Source organism: Paraglaciecola sp., from assembly GCF_039964565.1.
Taxonomy (GTDB): Bacteria; Pseudomonadota; Gammaproteobacteria; order Enterobacterales; family Alteromonadaceae; genus Paraglaciecola.
Genome location: NZ_JBDVXF010000013.1, coordinates 1 through 17,140 on the forward strand (window position 1 = coordinate 1; position 17,140 = coordinate 17,140).

Here is a 17,140-nt window from a genome sequence, read left to right on the forward strand (position 1 = left end):
AATACCAATCCATCCTAACAATTGATCGCTCAGCGAGGTTTAAAATCACCTAATCAAGGCGCTCGAATGAAGCAATAGTTATTCTATTGTAAGTTCGAGCAACGCAGAGTAGGTGCTTTTAAACCTCGCCCAAAGGGAGAACACCAGCGACTTTCTCTCTTCGTTCTAGTCCTTTGAAAGGGGGTAGCCATTCCTGCAGGACTACGCCTCGATTGAAAGTCGCTGGTGTTCTCTGAGTGACTAATTGATAAGATGAATTGGTATAAAACACTATTTTGCTTCTTTATATTCTTGCCAACCATCACTTAAATACAACTTCAATAATTTCTCTGGTGCACTAGGTAAATCCACACTAAGTAACAATCCAGGGGTATCGTTGAAGCTATTGTCTATGCCCAAACAGTGAAAAACCGCACCTAGTTTGTTGTAATGTTTCAGTAAAATAGGTACGTCCTTCCCATCTGGCTCAATACCTTTGAGTAAAGCTGTAAGGTGTTCTTTAAGTCCGTATCGCTTTGCAAAATCTTGTACTTCAGGATGTAATTGGTGTGAAAAGGGCGTTCTTGGAGCCACTTTGTCAGTTGGCGTTACCATTGCTTGTTGAATTACGGCGGCACTGCGAACATCATATAATTTACTAATCGATACTGTTCCATACAAAGTGCGGTATTGAGGGTATTGGCAAACAAACGCACCAATGCCTCGCCATAATAAAAATAAACCTAAAAAGCTACGTTGATATTCAGGAATTAAAAAAGAGCGTCCCATTTCCAAACAAGGTTGTTGTTGGTTTACAAATTCAGGACCAAAATGAAACATACGATTTAAGTATAAATTTTCAATATTACCATCGGATAATAACTTGTCGGTTTGTCCCATTCGGTACGCTCCGATTATTTGTCCCGTTTTGGTTTTAGTGACAAATAAATGGGTATAGGTAGCATCGAAGTGATCGGTATCAAGTGGCTCACCACTGCCTTCATTATGTTCACGAAATACCATTTCCCGTAGACGTGCGATTTCATTTACAGTGTTTGGTATTTGCTTTTGATAGCCAAAATATACCGAAAAGTCTTTATGATTGAGTAAGTGTTGTTCTTTTGGCAGTTGCAGCAGTTCCTGTAAAATTATGTCTCCCGAGACCGCTTCCACGAGAGGCTGCTGATGTTTGACTAGATCTGCTGGCCAGTCTTGTTGTAATTCAGGGTCAAGCAAATAGCTCTGCGCACGAAACAACTCGGTTTGTTTGTCGCTTTTTATATCGTTTGCATAATGCTTAGCAGCAATGGGGTGTCCTGCTGTAACTGTTATTTTAGCATCGCGCTTGTTGATTAATTCTCTGGGTAACATCAACATTCGAAATCGAAAGTAAACACGTCCCAATCGATAAAACAGTGAGCTGTTGAAGCCACTCACAAATATCGGTACATACTGGGCGTTAACGCGGTTAGTTATGCTGGCAACCAATCTATTCCACTTATGATCGGCGATTCGTTGCGTGTCTTTATGATAATAACTTACACGTCCTGCGGGGAAAATAAGTAAGGCGCCGCCAGATTTTACATGTTTTAAGCAGGTTCGAATTGAAGGGGAATTCTTAGGGTTGCCCTCTGAGAGTGGGTTAGTGAAAATGAAATAGTCTTCAAGCTCCGAAAAAATTTTTAATCCTTGGTTGGCCATCACTTTGATGTCTGGGCGCACTTGTTCGATTGCCCAAGCCAACATGACGCCTTCAATTCCCCCGAATGGGTGATTACTCGCTAATACTAGTGGACCGGACTTGGGAATGCTGGCTTGTAACGCTTCAATCCCTGATAATTGGATGTTCAGTCCATCTAATAGTTTTTTTGCAAAATTTGTTTTGTCTAACCCGCCAAGGCTATTTTCACGATATAAGTCATCTAACTTATTGATAGCCAAGGCGCGATCTAATAATTTGATGAGTGTTCTGTTAAGGAAGTTTTTTTTATTATCTGGGACTACATTTAGCAGGCTGATGGCTGCAGGCATAAAACAATTCCACAAACGAGGTGACCAATTTATGTCATCAATAGTGCTTTATTTTTTAGAATAATTCAGTAAGTTCTTGAGCCGAATCAAGCTATGCATTCTGGATTTAGGTTACAATATGTTGTTTCTCGTCAAGTATCTGCAATAAAAACAAAAGGTTAGGTTGTTTTATTCGTTATGCAAATTTTGACTGAAGGTGGCATCGGAAGTGATGGCCGATTTCGAATTTGGGTTATTAAATAACTGAAACCATAAATGTGCCGAGATTGAGGTTTTTACAAAGGGATTTAAGGCATAATACACAGCTTAGTCTCAGGGTTTATTGTAGAAAATTAAAGCAGGAAAAAAATGCAACAGATTACTATTACCACACCAGACGATTGGCATTTACATTTTAGAGACGGCGATATGCTTGGCGAAACCGTTCCAGCTACTGCTAGATGTTTTTCTCGTGCTATTGTTATGCCGAATTTAGTACCTCCAGTTGTTAACGCTCAGTTAGCTAATGCATATAAGTCGCGTATTTTGGCGGCTAGGCCACAAGGCAGTCAATTTGAACCTTTGATGACACTGTTTTTAACCAATAAAACTACTACCCAAGATATTATAGATGCCAAACAAACCGGTGTAGTTGCCGCAAAGTTGTATCCGGCTGGTGCAACGACCAATTCAGCTCAAGCCGTTAGTGGCATAGAAGCGTTGTATCCTGTGTTCGAAGAGATGCAAAAACAAGGTTTATTGTTATTGGTGCATGGTGAAGTGACTGAGCATCACATCGATATATTTGACCGTGAAAAAGTATTCATCGATCAATATATGCTTAAAATAGTGGAAGCCTTCCCCTCTCTAAAGGTGGTGTTTGAGCATATTACGACTAGTGATGCAGCAGATTTTGTTTTGAGCAGCACCAATAATGTGGCAGCCACCATTACACCGCAACACCTATTATTAAACCGAAATGATATGTTAGTGGGTGGAGTAAAGCCCCATAACTATTGTTTACCGGTTTTAAAAAGAAGCACTCATCAACAAGCTTTACGTAAAGTCGTGGCAAGTGGTTCGCACAAATTTTTCCTCGGGACTGATTCCGCTCCCCATGCTAAACACGCTAAAGAAAACGCCTGTGGTTGTGCCGGTTGTTACAGTGCTTGGAGCGCCTTGGAACTTTATACTCAGGTGTTTGACGAGTTGGACGCCTTAGATAAATTAGAGGGATTTGCGAGTTTTCATGGGGCAGATTTTTATGGGCTACCACGTAATACCACAACTTTGACCTTGGTTAAGGATAGTTGGGTTGTGCCTGAGACCGTTACATTGCCTAGTGGAGAAGCCATAGTGCCATTCTTTGCTGGAAAAACGGTAGATTGGAAGCTAGTTTAAAGGTTAATTTGAAGATTAGTTTGAACTTTAAGTCATATACTTTACTGAAACACCCTTTATTATACTGAGATGAAATTGTATCCATTTGCATTATATAAGGTTTGGTTTAGAGTCTCGTTGATTTGGCTTTTTGTGGGGAGCACGCCACTTTTAGCCAATGAAAGCGCTAAGGTACTGCGCTTGGCCGTTATATATGTAGAAGAGCCTCCTTTTGTCTACACCAAAAATAGCTCTGAATATCTAGGCATAGTTCCTAGCTTAGCAAGAGCCTTAAGTCGAGAATTAGGAATGCGACTCGAATTCTTGCCAACAGCAAGAAAAGGGTTAGAGCAGTCTCTTATAGAAGAAAAAGCCGATATGACTTGGTTGTCTCCAGACTGGGTAATGAATAAAGATAAACTGATATTTTCTGATTCCGTCTTTTTACACAGAGAGTTTCTATATAGCAAAGAACCTTTTGTAGAAAGTAGTGACCCGTTGGATTGGCTGCAAGACAAAACTATCTGTATTCGACAAGATTATCAGTATCCTAGTTTAAACCGCTTTTTCGAAGACGGTATTGCCAGAGCGGTCAAAGTGTCTAGTCAAGTTCCACTGGTTAAGTTACTAGTAAAGGAACGTTGTGATGTTATGTATGTAAACGAGTTCAGGGAAAGTTGGATGATCGCGAGTTTAGGAATTAAACATAAATTATGGCGTTCATCAAAGGCACTAGCTGAATCGGATTTAGGTTTTATATTTAACCAAAATTGGCAAACTAAAATGCCCCAAGTTAATCAAGCTTTAACAAGTATTAAAGCGTCCGGAGAGTTAGATACAATCATTCAATCCAATATCCATCCTAAGGTTTTTTCAAAGATTGCTAGCAACTAAGTTTTACTGATAGTTGCTCATGCAAATTTATAACTTGCCCTTAACCCTACAAATGAAAGATAAAGAACCTTCCACTTAAACATCAGAGACCTATTATGACTGAACTCGTTACCTGTAATATTGAAAACCAAGTTGCCACCATTACGCTTCAAAATGGCAAAGTAAACGCAATTTCTCACCAAGTGATTGACGAACTCAATTCAGCTCTTGACCAAGCAGAACAAGCACAAGCTGTAGTGGTTTTAACTGGACAGGCTGGCATGTTTTCTGGTGGTTATGATTTAAAGGTGATGAAAGAAAGCATGAGTTCGGCTATGGCTTTGGTTGAAAAAGGCACCACTCTCACTAGACGTATGCTGGCGTTTCCGTTCCCTGTTTTAGTGGCGTGCAGTGGTCATGCTATAGCTAAAGGCGCATTTTTATTATTAGCGGCCGATTATCGAATTGGAGTCGATGGTGCATTTAAAATAGGTCTAAATGAAGTCGCAATAGGTATGACAATGCACCATGGTGGTGTAGAATTAGCCCGAGGTAGATTGGCGCCAGTTTTTTTTAACCGTTCAGTTATTTTGGCTGAAATGGTCTCACCTAAAGAAGCGGTTACCGCTGGATTTTTGGATAAAGTTGTTAGCGAGGCGGAATTTGCCGTGACAGTTCAGGCAATAGCTAACGCTATGACAAAACTAGATATGAAAGCCCATCACCAGACAAAATTAAAAGCGCGTGCAGAATTATTGCAATTGCTAGATGAATGTATTGAAAAAGACCGTCATAGTAGCCTCTAAGCTAATTGACCGGCCTAATAAATGAGAATGTTTTGAATAAAGAATTTGCTTCACTGGGGTTAAATAACGCGTTGTTAGATAATTTGGAATCGATGGGTTTCAAAGAAATGACCGATATCCAAGCAATGAGTTTACCCGCCATAATTGCGGGTAAAGATGTAGTCGGTAAAGCGAAAACTGGCAGCGGAAAAACAGCGGCTTTTGGTCTGGGGTTATTGCACAATTTAAAAGTGAAGCGATTCCGTGTTCAGGCATTGGTCATGTGTCCTACTCGTGAATTAGCAGAGCAAGTGGCATTAGAGATCCGCAAGTTAGGTCGTAGCATTCATAATATCAAAGTATTGACCCTGTGTGGCGGTACGCCTTTGGGGCCACAAATTGGCTCCTTAGAGCATGGTGCGCATATTGTGGTAGGAACGCCAGGACGCATCATGGATCATTTGTTTCGAGGGCGTTTAGACTTAACTGAAGTGAATACCCTAGTGTTAGACGAAGCCGATCGTATGCTAGATATGGGTTTTGAAGTAGAAATGGCTAAAGTAATTGATGCCGTGCCGCTTGATAGACAGACCCTACTATTTTCAGCCACTTATCCTGATTCAATCGCGCAAATCAGCAAAGATGTACAGCGTGATCCATTAGAGGTGAGCGTTGAAGCCACGCACGAAACTAACAGCATCGAACAGTTGTTTTTTGAAGTCGAAGATCCTCATCGTATAAAAGCTGTAGCTGCGATGTTAAGTCATTATCAGGCAGAATCAGCCATCGTCTTTTGCAATACGAAAATTGCCTGTCAGGAAGTCGCTGATGAACTAACGAAATTAGGCGTATCTGTTTTGGCCTTACATGGCGATTTAGAGCAGCGTGATAGAACTCAAGTGTTAACTCGTTTTGCGAATAGAAGTGTGTCTGTACTTGTTGCTACAGACGTAGCTTCACGGGGCCTAGATATTAAAGAGGTCAATGCGGTGATTAGTTATCAAATCACGCCAGATCCTGAAGTGCATATTCACCGAGTTGGTCGAACGGGTCGCGCAGATGCCAAAGGTTTAGCATTAACACTTTGTTCAGCAAAAGAAATTCCAAGAGCGAATGCGATTGAGGATTACCAAAAGTCCAAAATCAAGTGGACTGGCATTCAGGCATTGCGTTTTCATGCCAACCGTTTAATTCAACCCGAGTATGCCACTATCTGTATTGACGGAGGCAAAAAAAGCAAAATCCGCCCAGGTGATATTTTAGGTGCCTTAACTAAAGATGCGGATATTGCTGGTGACGACATTGGTAAAATTAACGTTACAGCTACTCATACCTATGTGGCGGTGAAAACACGCAGTGTTAAGCGAGCCTTAAAACAATTTAATGAAGGTAAGTTAAAAGGGCGCAAATTTAAAGCGAGAAAGTTGAGTTAGACATATTGGCTAGAATCGTCACCTAATTGAGGCGCTATTGTTTGCTACAAAGTGTTTTCTCTAAGAGTTAGGAAAGACAATGTTCGATTATATTTCAAATCTGTGGGATTTAGCTTTGCAGGGCGATAGACAAGGGATTTGGTTTTGGGCATCTGTTTATACTTTTTTAGTGTGTGGCTATTCAGCATTATTTCAGTCGCTAATCCGCACATGGCCTAGCACTATAGGTCACCTAATTAACCTTGGTGTTGATCGTTTTGGAAGTGATATTAGTGTGTCCGAACAAGACTATAAGGCCTATGCACTTTATTCGTATCAAATTGCAGGTAAAACCTTTCAAGGTAAGCGAATTTCGCCATGGATAATTGTCGCCAGCCATAACGCTCAGTTTTTACTTAGAAAGCAGCTTTCTAAGGTTGAGACTTTTGCTGACAATGGAGTAAGAGTTTTCTATAAGCCTTCCAATCCGGCGAAAAGTTGGCTCATCTTACCCAGTAAATTTGGGATCACTATGACGATTGTAATTAGTATGCTACCAGCATTGAGTTATTGGCTTGAATTTTATGGCTAACGCCGATTTTATCTAGTGGTTAATATAAGTTGGAATGCGCTTAGTAACTTATTGTTTTAAAAGTTATTATTAACATTTTTATTTGTTGGATTGCGTTCTTTCAATACTAAAGTCTAATGGTTGTTAGTCAGTTAACACTGTAAGTTTAACGCTAATTCTTCTATTTCACCGGCCGTTTAATGCCTCCTTGGAAAAAATACGTCAATCCAAAGTTCTATTTTGTTTTACTTATAGTAGTGTTTTCAGTCGCCCTAAGTGCAGTGATATCTTTGTCAGAATCTGTGGAAGACCAAAGCCTACTCGAACTTCAAAGTTTGACCCCTGCCTTTGATATTGTTTCACACGAAGTTCTAAAACCACTTTTTATTGCTGAAACCGTCGCAAGAGCTTCTTCTTTGAAGTCTCATATGAACCACGATGTGATTGACGGTAAAAAAATGATGGTGTTACTTGATGAACTGTCCAAAGAGTTTGATATGAACTTTTTTGTGGCGAGTGAAATCAGTCGTATGCAGTACTTTTCCGATGGTTCAACGTTACCCCTCGTTTCTGAAAAAGTAGAGTGGTACTTCAGAGCAAAAAAATCATCACAAAACGTCGTTGCGGCATTAGGGAACAGGGACGACATTCATATTTACTTTGATATTAAAATTCACAATGAGCAGGGAGAGTTCATAGGTTTTATTGGTGTGAGCAAACGATTAGATAGAATTATCTCAACTTTTGAAAACAATAAAAATACCTATGACTACGACTTCATTTTTGTTGATGGGAATCAAGACATTGTCCTGTCTTCTGATGAAAAGTTACTGGCCGATGGAAAACGTATTAAAAACATACGCCAACTTTCTTGGTTTCAAGCCTTAACACCGTTACAACAGTCTGGTTCAAAGCCCAATGACAATATTTTGGTTGATGTGGAAGGTGAAGACTTACTAATAACCAAGGTCGACCTTAAAGCACTTAACTGGAAACTTTACTTAGTTAATTCTTTACAAGTAAGACAGAGTGAAACTATCAAGTTATTTATGATGCAAACCTTAAATTTAGCGCTGGTGTTGTTGCTAGCTGTCCTAATTGCCCGCATCGGAATACCTTATGTTCAAGCTGAATTCGCGAGTAAGTATCAAATAGATCCACTAACACAATTGCCAAATAGAGCGTACTTGGCATGGTGCTTTAAGCAACTCAAAAAAGAAAAGCAAAGTGTTTGCGCAATTATAGTAGATATAGATCACTTCAAATTGATCAATGACACCTATGGTCATGCAGTGGGTGATGTAATTTTGTGTGAATTTGCAAATTTACTAAAAACACAACTCCGTGACGTGGACGTGATCGGTCGATGGGGAGGCGAAGAATTTGTCATTCTTTTACCCGCAACAGACTTCCAAATAGCCTATGAGGTCGCTGAGAGGGCAAGAGTGGAGATTTCGAAATTTAATTTCACTGCTCGTGGCAAGATATTAAGTATGAGTGCAAGTTTTGGCGTGGCATTTAGAGCGACAGCGTACAAGTTAGAGGATATCGTAACTCACGCCGATGAGGCGCTTTACATGGCAAAGCGAGAAGGTCGAAATACTGTTCGTACCACTAATGATTTAAAAGACAATACACCGCAAAAGGTTCCCAATTTTAGATTATCTTGAATGCTTGATTTAGGACAATTTACAGCCTAATTAATGCCTTGCAGTATGATGAGATAAAAAACTAACGATCTTTCGTCCAATGCAAAGGTAAACTGTAGCTAAATTTTTTAGGCCTGAATTGAATGTATCCCCTATTTATACCAATCCGTAATGATAACTACCCACTCAGAATGCCCCAGCAGTTATCACTACGGATTGGTATTACTCAGGCTGTACTACCAAAATATCGGTTTTTAATAATCCCAATACACTTTCTGAGGTGTTGCCCATGATTTTAGCCGTGATTCCCTTACGTCCAATACTGCCTATTACTACTAAGCCAGCCGAGCATTTTGAGGCAACACTTGGGATGACTTTAGAAGCGGGGCCAGCTTTAAAATGAATATTAGCTAAGGGTATATCGTAATCACCGAGCATGGTTTCGATGATAGGTAGGTACCTCGATTTGGCGTCATTAACTAAGGTTTTTTTATCAATGATACCTAAGTCTTTTAATACCGGCGATATAGGTATGCTGTAACAAATATGCAGGGGCATATTGGCATTTGTGGCAAAAGTGATCCCAGCATCAAGTAACTTTTGATTTAGTTCTTGTTTCGATTTTGAGTGAGTCCCCAAGTCAAGTGATACCATGATGGTTTGTTTTTTACGCCATTTTTTTTCTGCCACAATTAATGTCGGTACAAGGTTGTTACGAATTAGATGCCAATCAGTTGGTACATAAAACAGTCCTTCGCTGCGATGTCCTGTTTTAACTATTAAATCATAGGCATGTGACTCGCAATGTTGTTTGACCCAACCAACAATATCTTTTTCCCACAATACTTCACATGAAGAATGATCTTGTAGACTCAGTTGTGCGATTTCACTTTTTAACCATTTATTCCCAGAAGAAATGATTTTATTCTGAATATCTAATTGTTGTTCTGGGTTTAATTTGGCTGCGAACTTAGTTAAATTTTCGTAATGAAAGGCCACAATATGTAGTTTGGCTCCGGTGCGCTTACATAGCGATTTAGCATGTGCTAACGCGCTTTGTTGCTTGTCTTGCTGATCTGCAATAACCAAAACTTTTTCAATTTTCATATGCGGTTCCTGAACATTTCACTGAGTTGTATACTAGTCATTGTAAGCAGGAAGGCAATTGATCTACAACAATAAATATCGGTTGCTAGGCTTTATTGATGTTTTTAAGGTTAAAGCCACATTTCTATCTCAACCTCTTATTTTATTGGAATCTTCAATTTGTATAGAGACGCGCTTTATCAATTTTAATTCGTTAATATTATATTTGCGAGTTACCTGTAATGCTTTGTTTCTCATGTTTTGTGCCTGTCGAAAATAATTCAACACAGCGCAAAAGGCAGTTCCCTATAAGCTATAACCGCTTCGATCTTAGGGCGTCTAACTTTGATGACAAATAGTGTTTGTCAATTACGTCATAGTGGGTGTGGTTCTTAGATGTCCAATGACGATGTCGCTTCGCAATATTCAAAATTAATCCTTAGGGTCGCTTGGTCAAACTCTATCCTTGATATACAGTAATCTTCAATGGGTACAGGACGGAAAATTAATGAACGACACAATTATTGCACTGCTTGGTTATATTGCTTGGATTTTGATTCTGTTGATTTGGCTTACGAGTTATCGAACTTTTTTGGTGCTGGCTAAACGAAAAGCAGCGAATGCTTTTAAGTCCGATGGTTCTGATTCACCTCCATTTGGTGAGAGATTAACACGGGCTCAAAGCAACTGTGTTGAAAGCTTTGCATTTATTGGTGGGTTGCAGCTTCTGGCCTTGGCAACAGATTCAATAGCGATTACCAATGACTTAGCCTTATTGGTACTTGCGGCTCGTTTGGGCCAAACTATCACTCATTTGATCTCTACTAGTGTACTGGCAGTGCAAGTTCGTTTCGCTTTTTTTGTAATACAACTTGGTATTTGTGTTTATTGGGTGGGTCTTTTTGCATCTAAATTTATGGGAGTCTAGTGGTATGTCAAAACCAACAATCGAACAAATGCGCGAAATTTCTCCTTGTGAGTATTCAGAAGGGTTACCAAGAGAGCAATTCATCGATCCAAACATCCATCAAATGTGGCCTCAAATGCCACGTATTGCCGGCCCTGCGTTTACAGTAAAATGTGGAAAAGGCGACCATTTAAGTTTACATGCTGCGATTTATCGAGCCAGTGCAGGGGATGTAATTGTAGTTGAGGCTGATCCTGAGTATGCCAATACTGGAGGCAATGTATGCGCTGTGGCTCAGCAGCGCGGTATAGCCGGTATGATTATTGACGGCGCTATTCGAGATATAGCTGAAATACGAAATGCTCAGTTTCCGGTTTTTGCTCGTGGTTTAATGCCGAAACCTGGCGCCAAAGAACAAATGTTTCCTTTGAATCAACCTATTGTATGTGGCGGTGTGAAAGTTCACGGCGGCGATTATATAGTGGCGGATGAAGACGGTATCGCGGTGATTCCAAAAAATCAGCTTAAACAGGTCTATGATCTTGCCAAAGCGCGCACAGATAAGGATGCTGCGATGAGTTTGAGTGAGTGGAAAGCACAACATTCGAAAAAAGTTGAATCGAAACTACAAGAATTAGGGTATTCTGATTAACTTATTTTAGAATAGGTCTGTCGGTTATACTCTTTCGGCAGACTAAGTCATTCCAAGGTCTATTGTCCCGATGTTTTCATTTTTTGAACGGCTAACCAATCCGTTTCCAAGTGCCCACCCGAAACAACCTCCCGCCACCATTTTTGCGTTTTGCCGTTATTACACTAAAGGAATGTGGCCGGTTATTTTTTGTGTTTCTTTTTTGGCCGCGGCTATTGCTGCACTTGAAGTGTCGTTATTTGGCTTTCTGGGGCAATTAGTCGATTGGTTAGCTGCCAGTGATCGAGAAACGTTTTTGCAGCAAGAATTGGGCAGTCTCATTTGGATGGGATTACTAGTATTAGTTATTTTACCGGTGTTAGTGATAACTCAATCTCTATTGTCTCATCAAGGCCTGATGGGAAACTTCCCAATGCAAATCCGCTGGCAGGCGCATAGGTACATGATTGGGCAAAGTCTCGGATTTTTTCAAAATGAGTTTGCGGGACGAATCGCGACTAAAGTCATGCAAACAGCATTGTCGGTGCGTGAAACGGTCATGAAAACATTGGATATTTTAGTTTATGTCAGTGTGTACTTTATTAGTATTTTGTTTTTGGTCATTACCGCTGACTGGCGCTTGAGTGCGCCTCTTTTTATTTGGTTTTTCGTATATTTAGTGATTTTACGTATTCTGATCCCTAAGTTAAAGCGGGTATCACAACGTCAAGCGGATGCTCGTTCGATGATGACAGGACGCATTGTTGATAGTTACACCAATATCACCACAGTAAAGTTATTTGCGCATACTAGCCGCGAAGCGGAATATGCGAAAGAAGGAATGTTTGGTTTTCTAAAAAGTGTCTATCCGCAAATGCGCTTGGTCACTGTATTGTACGGTTGTGTGTGGTTTAGCAATGCCTTGCTGGTCTTTAGTATTACTGCGCTGGCGATATATTTATGGATGCTAGAGCTGGTCACTCCAGGTGAAATCGCGATTACTGTCAGTTTGTGCTTACGTCTCAATGGTATGTCGCAATGGGTAATGTGGGAGGTTTCATCACTGTTTGAAAATATCGGTACGGTACAAGACGGCATTAATAGTTTGTCTTTGCCTGTTGATGTACAAGATAAACCCTATGCAACAGCGTTAGAAATGAAAGGAGGGGCAATTCATTTTAACAAAGTGAATTTTGGCTATACAGGGGCAGACGATATTCCCATAGCCGTGTTTAAGGATTTAGATATCAAAATTAAACCCGGAGAAAAAGTAGGATTAGTAGGGCGTTCTGGAGCGGGTAAGTCTACCTTAGTTAATTTATTGCTGCGTTTTTATGACATCCAAAGTGGCAGTATTACCATAGATGGGCAAGATATCAGTCAGGTGCAACAAGAAACCCTGCGTGCAAATATTAGTATGGTAACCCAGGATACGTCTTTATTGCATCGCTCGGTGCGCGATAACATTCTATATGGACGTTTAGACGCCAGTGAAGAAGATATGCGTAGGGCAGCACGGCAAGCTGAGTCTGACGAGTTCATTCAAACCTTATCTGATCTTAAAGGCCGAACAGGTTACGATGCCCATGTAGGTGAGCGAGGTGTGAAGCTTTCTGGAGGCCAACGTCAACGAATTGCTATTGCTCGGGTCATGTTAAAAGATGCGCCCATTTTAATATTAGACGAGGCTACGTCAGCATTGGATTCTGAAGTAGAGGTGGCGATTCAACATTGTTTAAATAAAATTATGGAAAACAAAACAGTCTTGGCTATTGCCCATAGATTATCGACTATTGCGCAAATGGACAGACTGTTAGTGCTGGACGAGGGCAAAATAGTGGAATCAGGTACACATGCAGAACTGATTGCAAAACACGGGATTTATGCCAAATTATGGGAGCACCAAACGGGTGGCTTTATTGGTTTAGATTAGAATATGCGAAATAAAAAAGCCTTGTGTAAATTTGGGATTGGCTTGTGATAAACCAGTTTATTCAGGGGGCTTTGATTTCAGGAGGTCTAATCGTCGCTATTGGGGCTCAAAATGCTTTTATTTTGCGACAAGGATTATTAGGACAAAAAGTTTTTTACGCTTGTACCATATGTTTCATTTGCGATGCAGCCTTGATAAGCCTAGGAGTTTTAGGAGTTGGTTCGGTTCTACAAAAAGCGCCTTTTTTTCTTAATTCCTTAGCGATCTTAGGAGCGACTTTTTTATATTGGTATGGCTTTAGTTCCTTTTTTAGAGCATATAAAGGGGACAGCCATTTACATATAGAACGAGGAAAAGACCAGCAACAATCCCGGGTTAAATTAATACTAGCCACACTTGCCATAACGCTGTTGAACCCTCACGTTTATTTAGACACCTTAGTCATTATAGGCGGCATAGGTGGAACCTTAGGCAGTGAAGAAAAACGTTGGTTTTTATTAGGTTCAATATTTGCTTCGTTTGTTTGGTTCTTTGGTTTAGGGTATGCGTCGAAAAAACTCATTCCTTACTTTGAAAGTAGTAAAACTTGGATAGTGTTGGACACCCTAATTGGGGGAGTTATGTGGTGGATTGCTACAAGCTTAGTCATCTTTGTCTATCAAAGCCTGCAAGTATGAAACAAGCGTGAAGAAAGAAATTGTTGATAATTTCATTGCCCCTAAGTGCGATGAAAAAATTCAAGTATTGTATGAAGATGCTTACCTACTGGTTATAAATAAGCCTAGCTGTTTATTAAGTTTGTCCGGCAAAAATCCCCTGAATATAGATTCTGTACATTTTCGCCTAGCCAAAAAAAACGCTGATATTAGACTAAGCCATCGTTTGGATTTTGGCACCTCGGGAATAATGCTTTTAGCTAAAAACAAAGAGGTTAACGCAAATTTGACTAAACAGTTTCAGTCACGGACTGTTAAAAAACGTTATATAAGCTTACTAGCTGGAAAGGTGAGTGACACCATGGGAGTGATTGATTTACCTATTGCTAAAGATAGATTGTTATTTCCCCGACTAAAAATATGCCACATAGAAGGTAAGTCAGCTCAGAGCCACTATCAAGTGCTTGAGAGGCTAACGCGCCCCGTTTGCACCAAAGTAATCTTCACTCCATTGACCGGTAGAACTCATCAGTTACGTCTTCATAGTCAAGCAATGGGACACCCTATTGTTGGTTGCGATCTTTATGGCAACAGCACCACCGAAAATATGGCCCCAAGACTTATGTTGCATGCGCTAGATATAACGTTCGAGCATCCACACTCGCAAAAAACGATGACTTTGACTAGCCCTTGTCCATTTTAGAGGTGCGCTAATTTCAATTCGTTATTAGAAATTGATTGTGGCTGCGATTAGGCCAATGATTCCTCCAAATACGCCTCCCCACACAACCAACCAACCTAAGTGCTCTTTAATCATTTTCTGCACAATATCCTTCACTAGCTGTGGCGTGAGTTCACTCAGTCGCTGCTCGACAATGCTGGTAATTTTTTGGTGTAAGTCTTGCTGAACATCTGTTTGGGTCAACTCTTCTTTAAGTAGTGACGCAAATTTAGGATCTTGAGTAATATCTTGAATCGCTAGGCTCATTTTATTAACGAAAGGTTGTCGCATCGGCTCTAACGCTTCAACTCCGCCAAACATTCCTAACATTTGTCCAAATGAAGACTCCTTGATGACTTCCACTAATGAATCAAAGGTTGGCCCTAAATCGACTTTTTTAATCATAGGAGTCAAGTCTACATTGACCGTTTGGTTACTATCAGCTAAAAAGCGCTGAATATTGTCTTCACTAAAAAATTGTTCCATGACTAAGGTATGGATCCCTCTCTTAAAATCTTCGAAGCGTTCTGGTATAACGCCAGAGCCATATAATCCTGGAATTTTTTCAAAAAGCATATGCACCGCTATCCAATTAGTAAGTGCGCCAGACACTGCAAATAGGCCTATTGTTTTGACTATTATGTTGTCTAAGAAAAAACCTAGTCCTACTAATATAAGGGCTAACCCGTTGGTAATAATGCTCTTGTTCAAAGAAATAACTCCAATACCATTTATTTAGGAAGGGTTTTATATCAGTAAAATGCGGACTGTCAACATGCTGAAGTTATTATGCTGGTTTTTGTGTGATTTGTTCTTTCGCAAGTTTGAGAATAGTTCGTGTATTGACGATTAAAAATAGCCCTTCAATAACGACTCCACCTATGGAACCGACTATATAGTTATGGCTAAGCCAACAAACTGTCCCTAAAGACATGCATATACGCATTCGTATTCCTTGTTCTCTAAAAACAGCCCAAGTCCCTAACGACACACCCACTATCGCTAATAAATGCACCCAATCTGTACTATTTTGAATTGCCATTAACCAAACGGCTAAAAGAAAAAGCGACATTACCCAAATGTTGTCGGTTAAACTCGACACGTAATTTCTAGCACTCCCAAGCAATGCAACAATGGCGGTTGTCCAAAGACCTAACAAGGAAAAATGTAAAGCCATAAGAAAGGTAAATGCTGTGAGGTAATACCTTAGTTTCTGGTCATCTCTGTGCAAGAACGCACTAGCGCCAATGAAGAACGCAAACAATCCAATAGTTTGCGCCAAAGGATTTTGCCAAAATAGCGTGTTAAGTGTATCCATTAAAGTTCGAAAGTCGTACAAGCAATGTTCCTCGCCATTTCTAAATAACGCGATAAATAATAAATTGAGTTTTAAAAACGAGAACGTATCCAGTCTCAGAATTGAGCCGTATTATGGTAACATTGTTCGCCCAACAGCCGAAAACTTAATCATCTTTTAACAGTATTCTTTGATACCGATTTAGCTTCTTTAATCTTTCTTCTTGAATCCCAGTAACCAATAAGTATAATACGCCTCCCTTCTTGTTAGTGATTCTGAATTTTTCCCGAAAAATCGATGATTCTACAAGGTTGATGTAACTAAAATTCACATTGTTGGATGACATTTTAAGTCCGATAGATGTTAGACGTTTTAGGGGTGTAGTTCCAATTGGTAGAACGGCGGTCTCCAAAACCGACGGTTGGGGGTTCGAATCCCTCCACCCCTGCCAGTACAAGTTAACTACAGTCTTAGTCATTGGACTGTAGGGTAAAAATTAGTTGTAGAGGTGGAGGGTGAGAATCCCCACGGGTTTGACAAATCGTCTGGAACGATTTGAACCGCGTTAGCGCCGCTTGCGGTCAGTTACATGGACGTAACTGAGTTAATCCCTCCACCCCTGCCAGTACAAGTAAAAACGTCAGGGCTCGCTTTGACGGAAAGTAAATTTAGGTTGTGGAAGGTTGAGGGTGAGACCCCCCATGGTTCTACAAATCGTCTGGAACGATTTGAACCGCGTTAGCGCCGCTTGCGGTCAGTTACATGGATGTATCGGAGATAATTCCTCCATCTAGCAGTTCAAAAAATATGTGTTGGTAAGTGCGTAGTCACTACTAACAATGCAACTAGTAAGAGAGTCAGGGTTTAGCATGAGCGAAAATACAGAAAACAACTCCAATCCATTAGATATGTTGAGATGGTTGGTTATATTTGGATTGTTAGGCGGCGTTGTTGCTGTGAACCATTTTTTCCCGGAACTTTCGGTTCTCTATATCGCCCTTATTACCGTTGCGGCCGTAGGTATCGCTGGTTTTATTGCCTCTACCACAGTTAAAGGCAGCACTTTTATTAATTTTGCGAAAGAATCCCGTGTTGAAGTACGCAAAGTTGTTTGGCCCACACGTCAAGAAACCACTACTACTACTATGATTGTATTGGCGGCAACTATTGTAGTTGCACTTCTTTTGTGGGGACTGGACGGAATAATCGTTGAGATTGTCTCATTTATAACTGGGTTAGGAATTTAAGCT

Annotated in this window: 16 protein-coding genes and 1 tRNA gene; 13 read left to right on the forward strand and 4 right to left on the reverse strand. The window is 40.3% G+C overall.

Translation table 11 applies throughout. The features are described 5' to 3' along the window. Positions 1 to 270: 270 nt before the first annotated feature. Positions 271 to 2,010, reverse strand: a complete 1,740-nt coding sequence (locus ABJK37_RS07330; RefSeq protein WP_348351614.1) for a lysophospholipid acyltransferase family protein — start codon at positions 2,008 to 2,010, stop codon at positions 271 to 273. Between the two features lie 348 nt (positions 2,011 to 2,358). Between ABJK37_RS07330 and pyrC the strand changes: the two genes are divergently transcribed. From pyrC to ABJK37_RS07360, 6 genes are all read left to right on the forward strand, one after another. Beyond that, positions 2,359 to 3,390, forward strand: a complete 1,032-nt coding sequence (gene pyrC / locus ABJK37_RS07335; protein ID WP_348351616.1) for a dihydroorotase — start codon at positions 2,359 to 2,361, stop codon at positions 3,388 to 3,390. 117 nt (positions 3,391 to 3,507) lie between these two features. Continuing rightward, positions 3,508 to 4,263 carry a transporter substrate-binding domain-containing protein gene (locus tag ABJK37_RS07340; RefSeq protein WP_348351618.1) on the forward strand — a complete coding sequence of 252 codons (756 nt, stop codon included), beginning with the start codon at positions 3,508 to 3,510 and terminating at the stop codon, positions 4,261 to 4,263. A 95-nt stretch (positions 4,264 to 4,358) separates the two neighbouring features. Beyond that, the gene (locus tag ABJK37_RS07345) at positions 4,359 to 5,048 is read left to right on the forward strand and encodes a crotonase/enoyl-CoA hydratase family protein (protein WP_348351620.1); all 690 of its coding nucleotides are present in this window, start codon (positions 4,359 to 4,361) and stop codon (positions 5,046 to 5,048) included. Between the two features lie 32 nt (positions 5,049 to 5,080). Next, positions 5,081 to 6,460 (forward strand): ATP-dependent RNA helicase DbpA, encoded by a 1,380-nt coding sequence (gene dbpA, locus ABJK37_RS07350; RefSeq protein ID WP_348351622.1) that lies wholly within the window; start codon positions 5,081 to 5,083, stop codon positions 6,458 to 6,460. A 79-nt stretch (positions 6,461 to 6,539) separates the two neighbouring features. Continuing rightward, positions 6,540 to 7,031, forward strand: a complete 492-nt coding sequence (locus ABJK37_RS07355; RefSeq protein ID WP_348351624.1) for a hypothetical protein — start codon at positions 6,540 to 6,542, stop codon at positions 7,029 to 7,031. Between the two features lie 179 nt (positions 7,032 to 7,210). Then, positions 7,211 to 8,680: a sensor domain-containing diguanylate cyclase gene (locus ABJK37_RS07360; protein ID WP_348351626.1), complete on the forward strand. Its 1,470-nt coding sequence runs from the start codon at positions 7,211 to 7,213 to the stop codon at positions 8,678 to 8,680. Positions 8,681 to 8,881: 201 nt separating this feature from the next. Here the strand turns inward: ABJK37_RS07360 and ABJK37_RS07365 are convergent, their stop codons facing one another. Then, positions 8,882 to 9,766 (reverse strand): universal stress protein, encoded by an 885-nt coding sequence (locus ABJK37_RS07365; protein ID WP_348351628.1) that lies wholly within the window; start codon positions 9,764 to 9,766, stop codon positions 8,882 to 8,884. 487 nt (positions 9,767 to 10,253) lie between these two features. Between ABJK37_RS07365 and ABJK37_RS07370 the strand changes: the two genes are divergently transcribed. The 5 genes from ABJK37_RS07370 (at position 10,254) to ABJK37_RS07390 (ending at position 14,575) form a co-directional block, all read left to right on the forward strand. Beyond that, complete coding sequence (locus ABJK37_RS07370; protein ID WP_348351630.1) at positions 10,254 to 10,673, forward strand: MAPEG family protein; 420 nt, start codon at positions 10,254 to 10,256, stop codon at positions 10,671 to 10,673. Positions 10,674 to 10,677: 4 nt separating this feature from the next. Continuing rightward, positions 10,678 to 11,304: an RraA family protein gene (locus tag ABJK37_RS07375; protein WP_348351632.1), complete on the forward strand. Its 627-nt coding sequence runs from the start codon at positions 10,678 to 10,680 to the stop codon at positions 11,302 to 11,304. Positions 11,305 to 11,374: 70 nt separating this feature from the next. After that, entirely contained in the window at positions 11,375 to 13,216 is a 1,842-nt protein-coding gene (locus tag ABJK37_RS07380; protein ID WP_348351634.1) for an ABC transporter ATP-binding protein, read from the forward strand. Between the two features lie 44 nt (positions 13,217 to 13,260). Continuing rightward, positions 13,261 to 13,893, forward strand: coding sequence for a LysE/ArgO family amino acid transporter (locus tag ABJK37_RS07385; protein WP_348351636.1), 633 nt, complete (start codon positions 13,261 to 13,263; stop codon positions 13,891 to 13,893). A 7-nt stretch (positions 13,894 to 13,900) separates the two neighbouring features. Next, positions 13,901 to 14,575 (forward strand): RluA family pseudouridine synthase, encoded by a 675-nt coding sequence (locus tag ABJK37_RS07390; RefSeq protein ID WP_348351638.1) that lies wholly within the window; start codon positions 13,901 to 13,903, stop codon positions 14,573 to 14,575. Between the two features lie 24 nt (positions 14,576 to 14,599). Here the strand turns inward: ABJK37_RS07390 and ABJK37_RS07395 are convergent, their stop codons facing one another. Then, positions 14,600 to 15,304, reverse strand: coding sequence for a DUF445 domain-containing protein (locus ABJK37_RS07395; protein WP_348351640.1), 705 nt, complete (start codon positions 15,302 to 15,304; stop codon positions 14,600 to 14,602). Between the two features lie 76 nt (positions 15,305 to 15,380). Further along, entirely contained in the window at positions 15,381 to 15,932 is a 552-nt protein-coding gene (locus ABJK37_RS07400) for a YgjV family protein (RefSeq protein ID WP_348351642.1), read from the reverse strand. A gap of 332 nt (positions 15,933 to 16,264) precedes the next feature. Between ABJK37_RS07400 and ABJK37_RS07405 the strand changes: the two genes are divergently transcribed. Both ABJK37_RS07405 and secE read left to right on the forward strand, forming a co-directional pair. Beyond that, positions 16,265 to 16,341: transfer RNA gene (locus ABJK37_RS07405), tRNA-Trp, on the forward strand. 418 nt (positions 16,342 to 16,759) lie between these two features. Then, the gene (gene secE, locus ABJK37_RS07410; protein WP_215927322.1) at positions 16,760 to 17,137 is read left to right on the forward strand and encodes a preprotein translocase subunit SecE; all 378 of its coding nucleotides are present in this window, start codon (positions 16,760 to 16,762) and stop codon (positions 17,135 to 17,137) included. Positions 17,138 to 17,140 lie beyond the last annotated feature (3 nt).

What these genes read in the sequence shown, in the direction of transcription:
- ABJK37_RS07330 (WP_348351614.1), bottom strand. Translation starts at nt 2,010, where the DNA reads ATGCCTGCAGCCATCAGCCTGCTAAATGTAGTCCCAGATAATAAAAAA.
- pyrC (WP_348351616.1), top strand. Translation starts at nt 2,359, where the DNA reads ATGCAACAGATTACTATTACCACACCAGACGATTGGCATTTACATTTT.
- ABJK37_RS07345 (WP_348351620.1), top strand. Translation starts at nt 4,359, where the DNA reads ATGACTGAACTCGTTACCTGTAATATTGAAAACCAAGTTGCCACCATT.
- ABJK37_RS07355 (WP_348351624.1), top strand. Translation starts at nt 6,540, where the DNA reads ATGTTCGATTATATTTCAAATCTGTGGGATTTAGCTTTGCAGGGCGAT.
- ABJK37_RS07360 (WP_348351626.1), top strand. Translation starts at nt 7,211, where the DNA reads ATGCCTCCTTGGAAAAAATACGTCAATCCAAAGTTCTATTTTGTTTTA.
- ABJK37_RS07365 (WP_348351628.1), bottom strand. Translation starts at nt 9,766, where the DNA reads ATGAAAATTGAAAAAGTTTTGGTTATTGCAGATCAGCAAGACAAGCAA.
- ABJK37_RS07370 (WP_348351630.1), top strand. Translation starts at nt 10,254, where the DNA reads ATGAACGACACAATTATTGCACTGCTTGGTTATATTGCTTGGATTTTG.
- ABJK37_RS07375 (WP_348351632.1), top strand. Translation starts at nt 10,678, where the DNA reads ATGTCAAAACCAACAATCGAACAAATGCGCGAAATTTCTCCTTGTGAG.
- ABJK37_RS07380 (WP_348351634.1), top strand. Translation starts at nt 11,375, where the DNA reads ATGTTTTCATTTTTTGAACGGCTAACCAATCCGTTTCCAAGTGCCCAC.
- secE (WP_215927322.1), top strand. Translation starts at nt 16,760, where the DNA reads ATGAGCGAAAATACAGAAAACAACTCCAATCCATTAGATATGTTGAGA.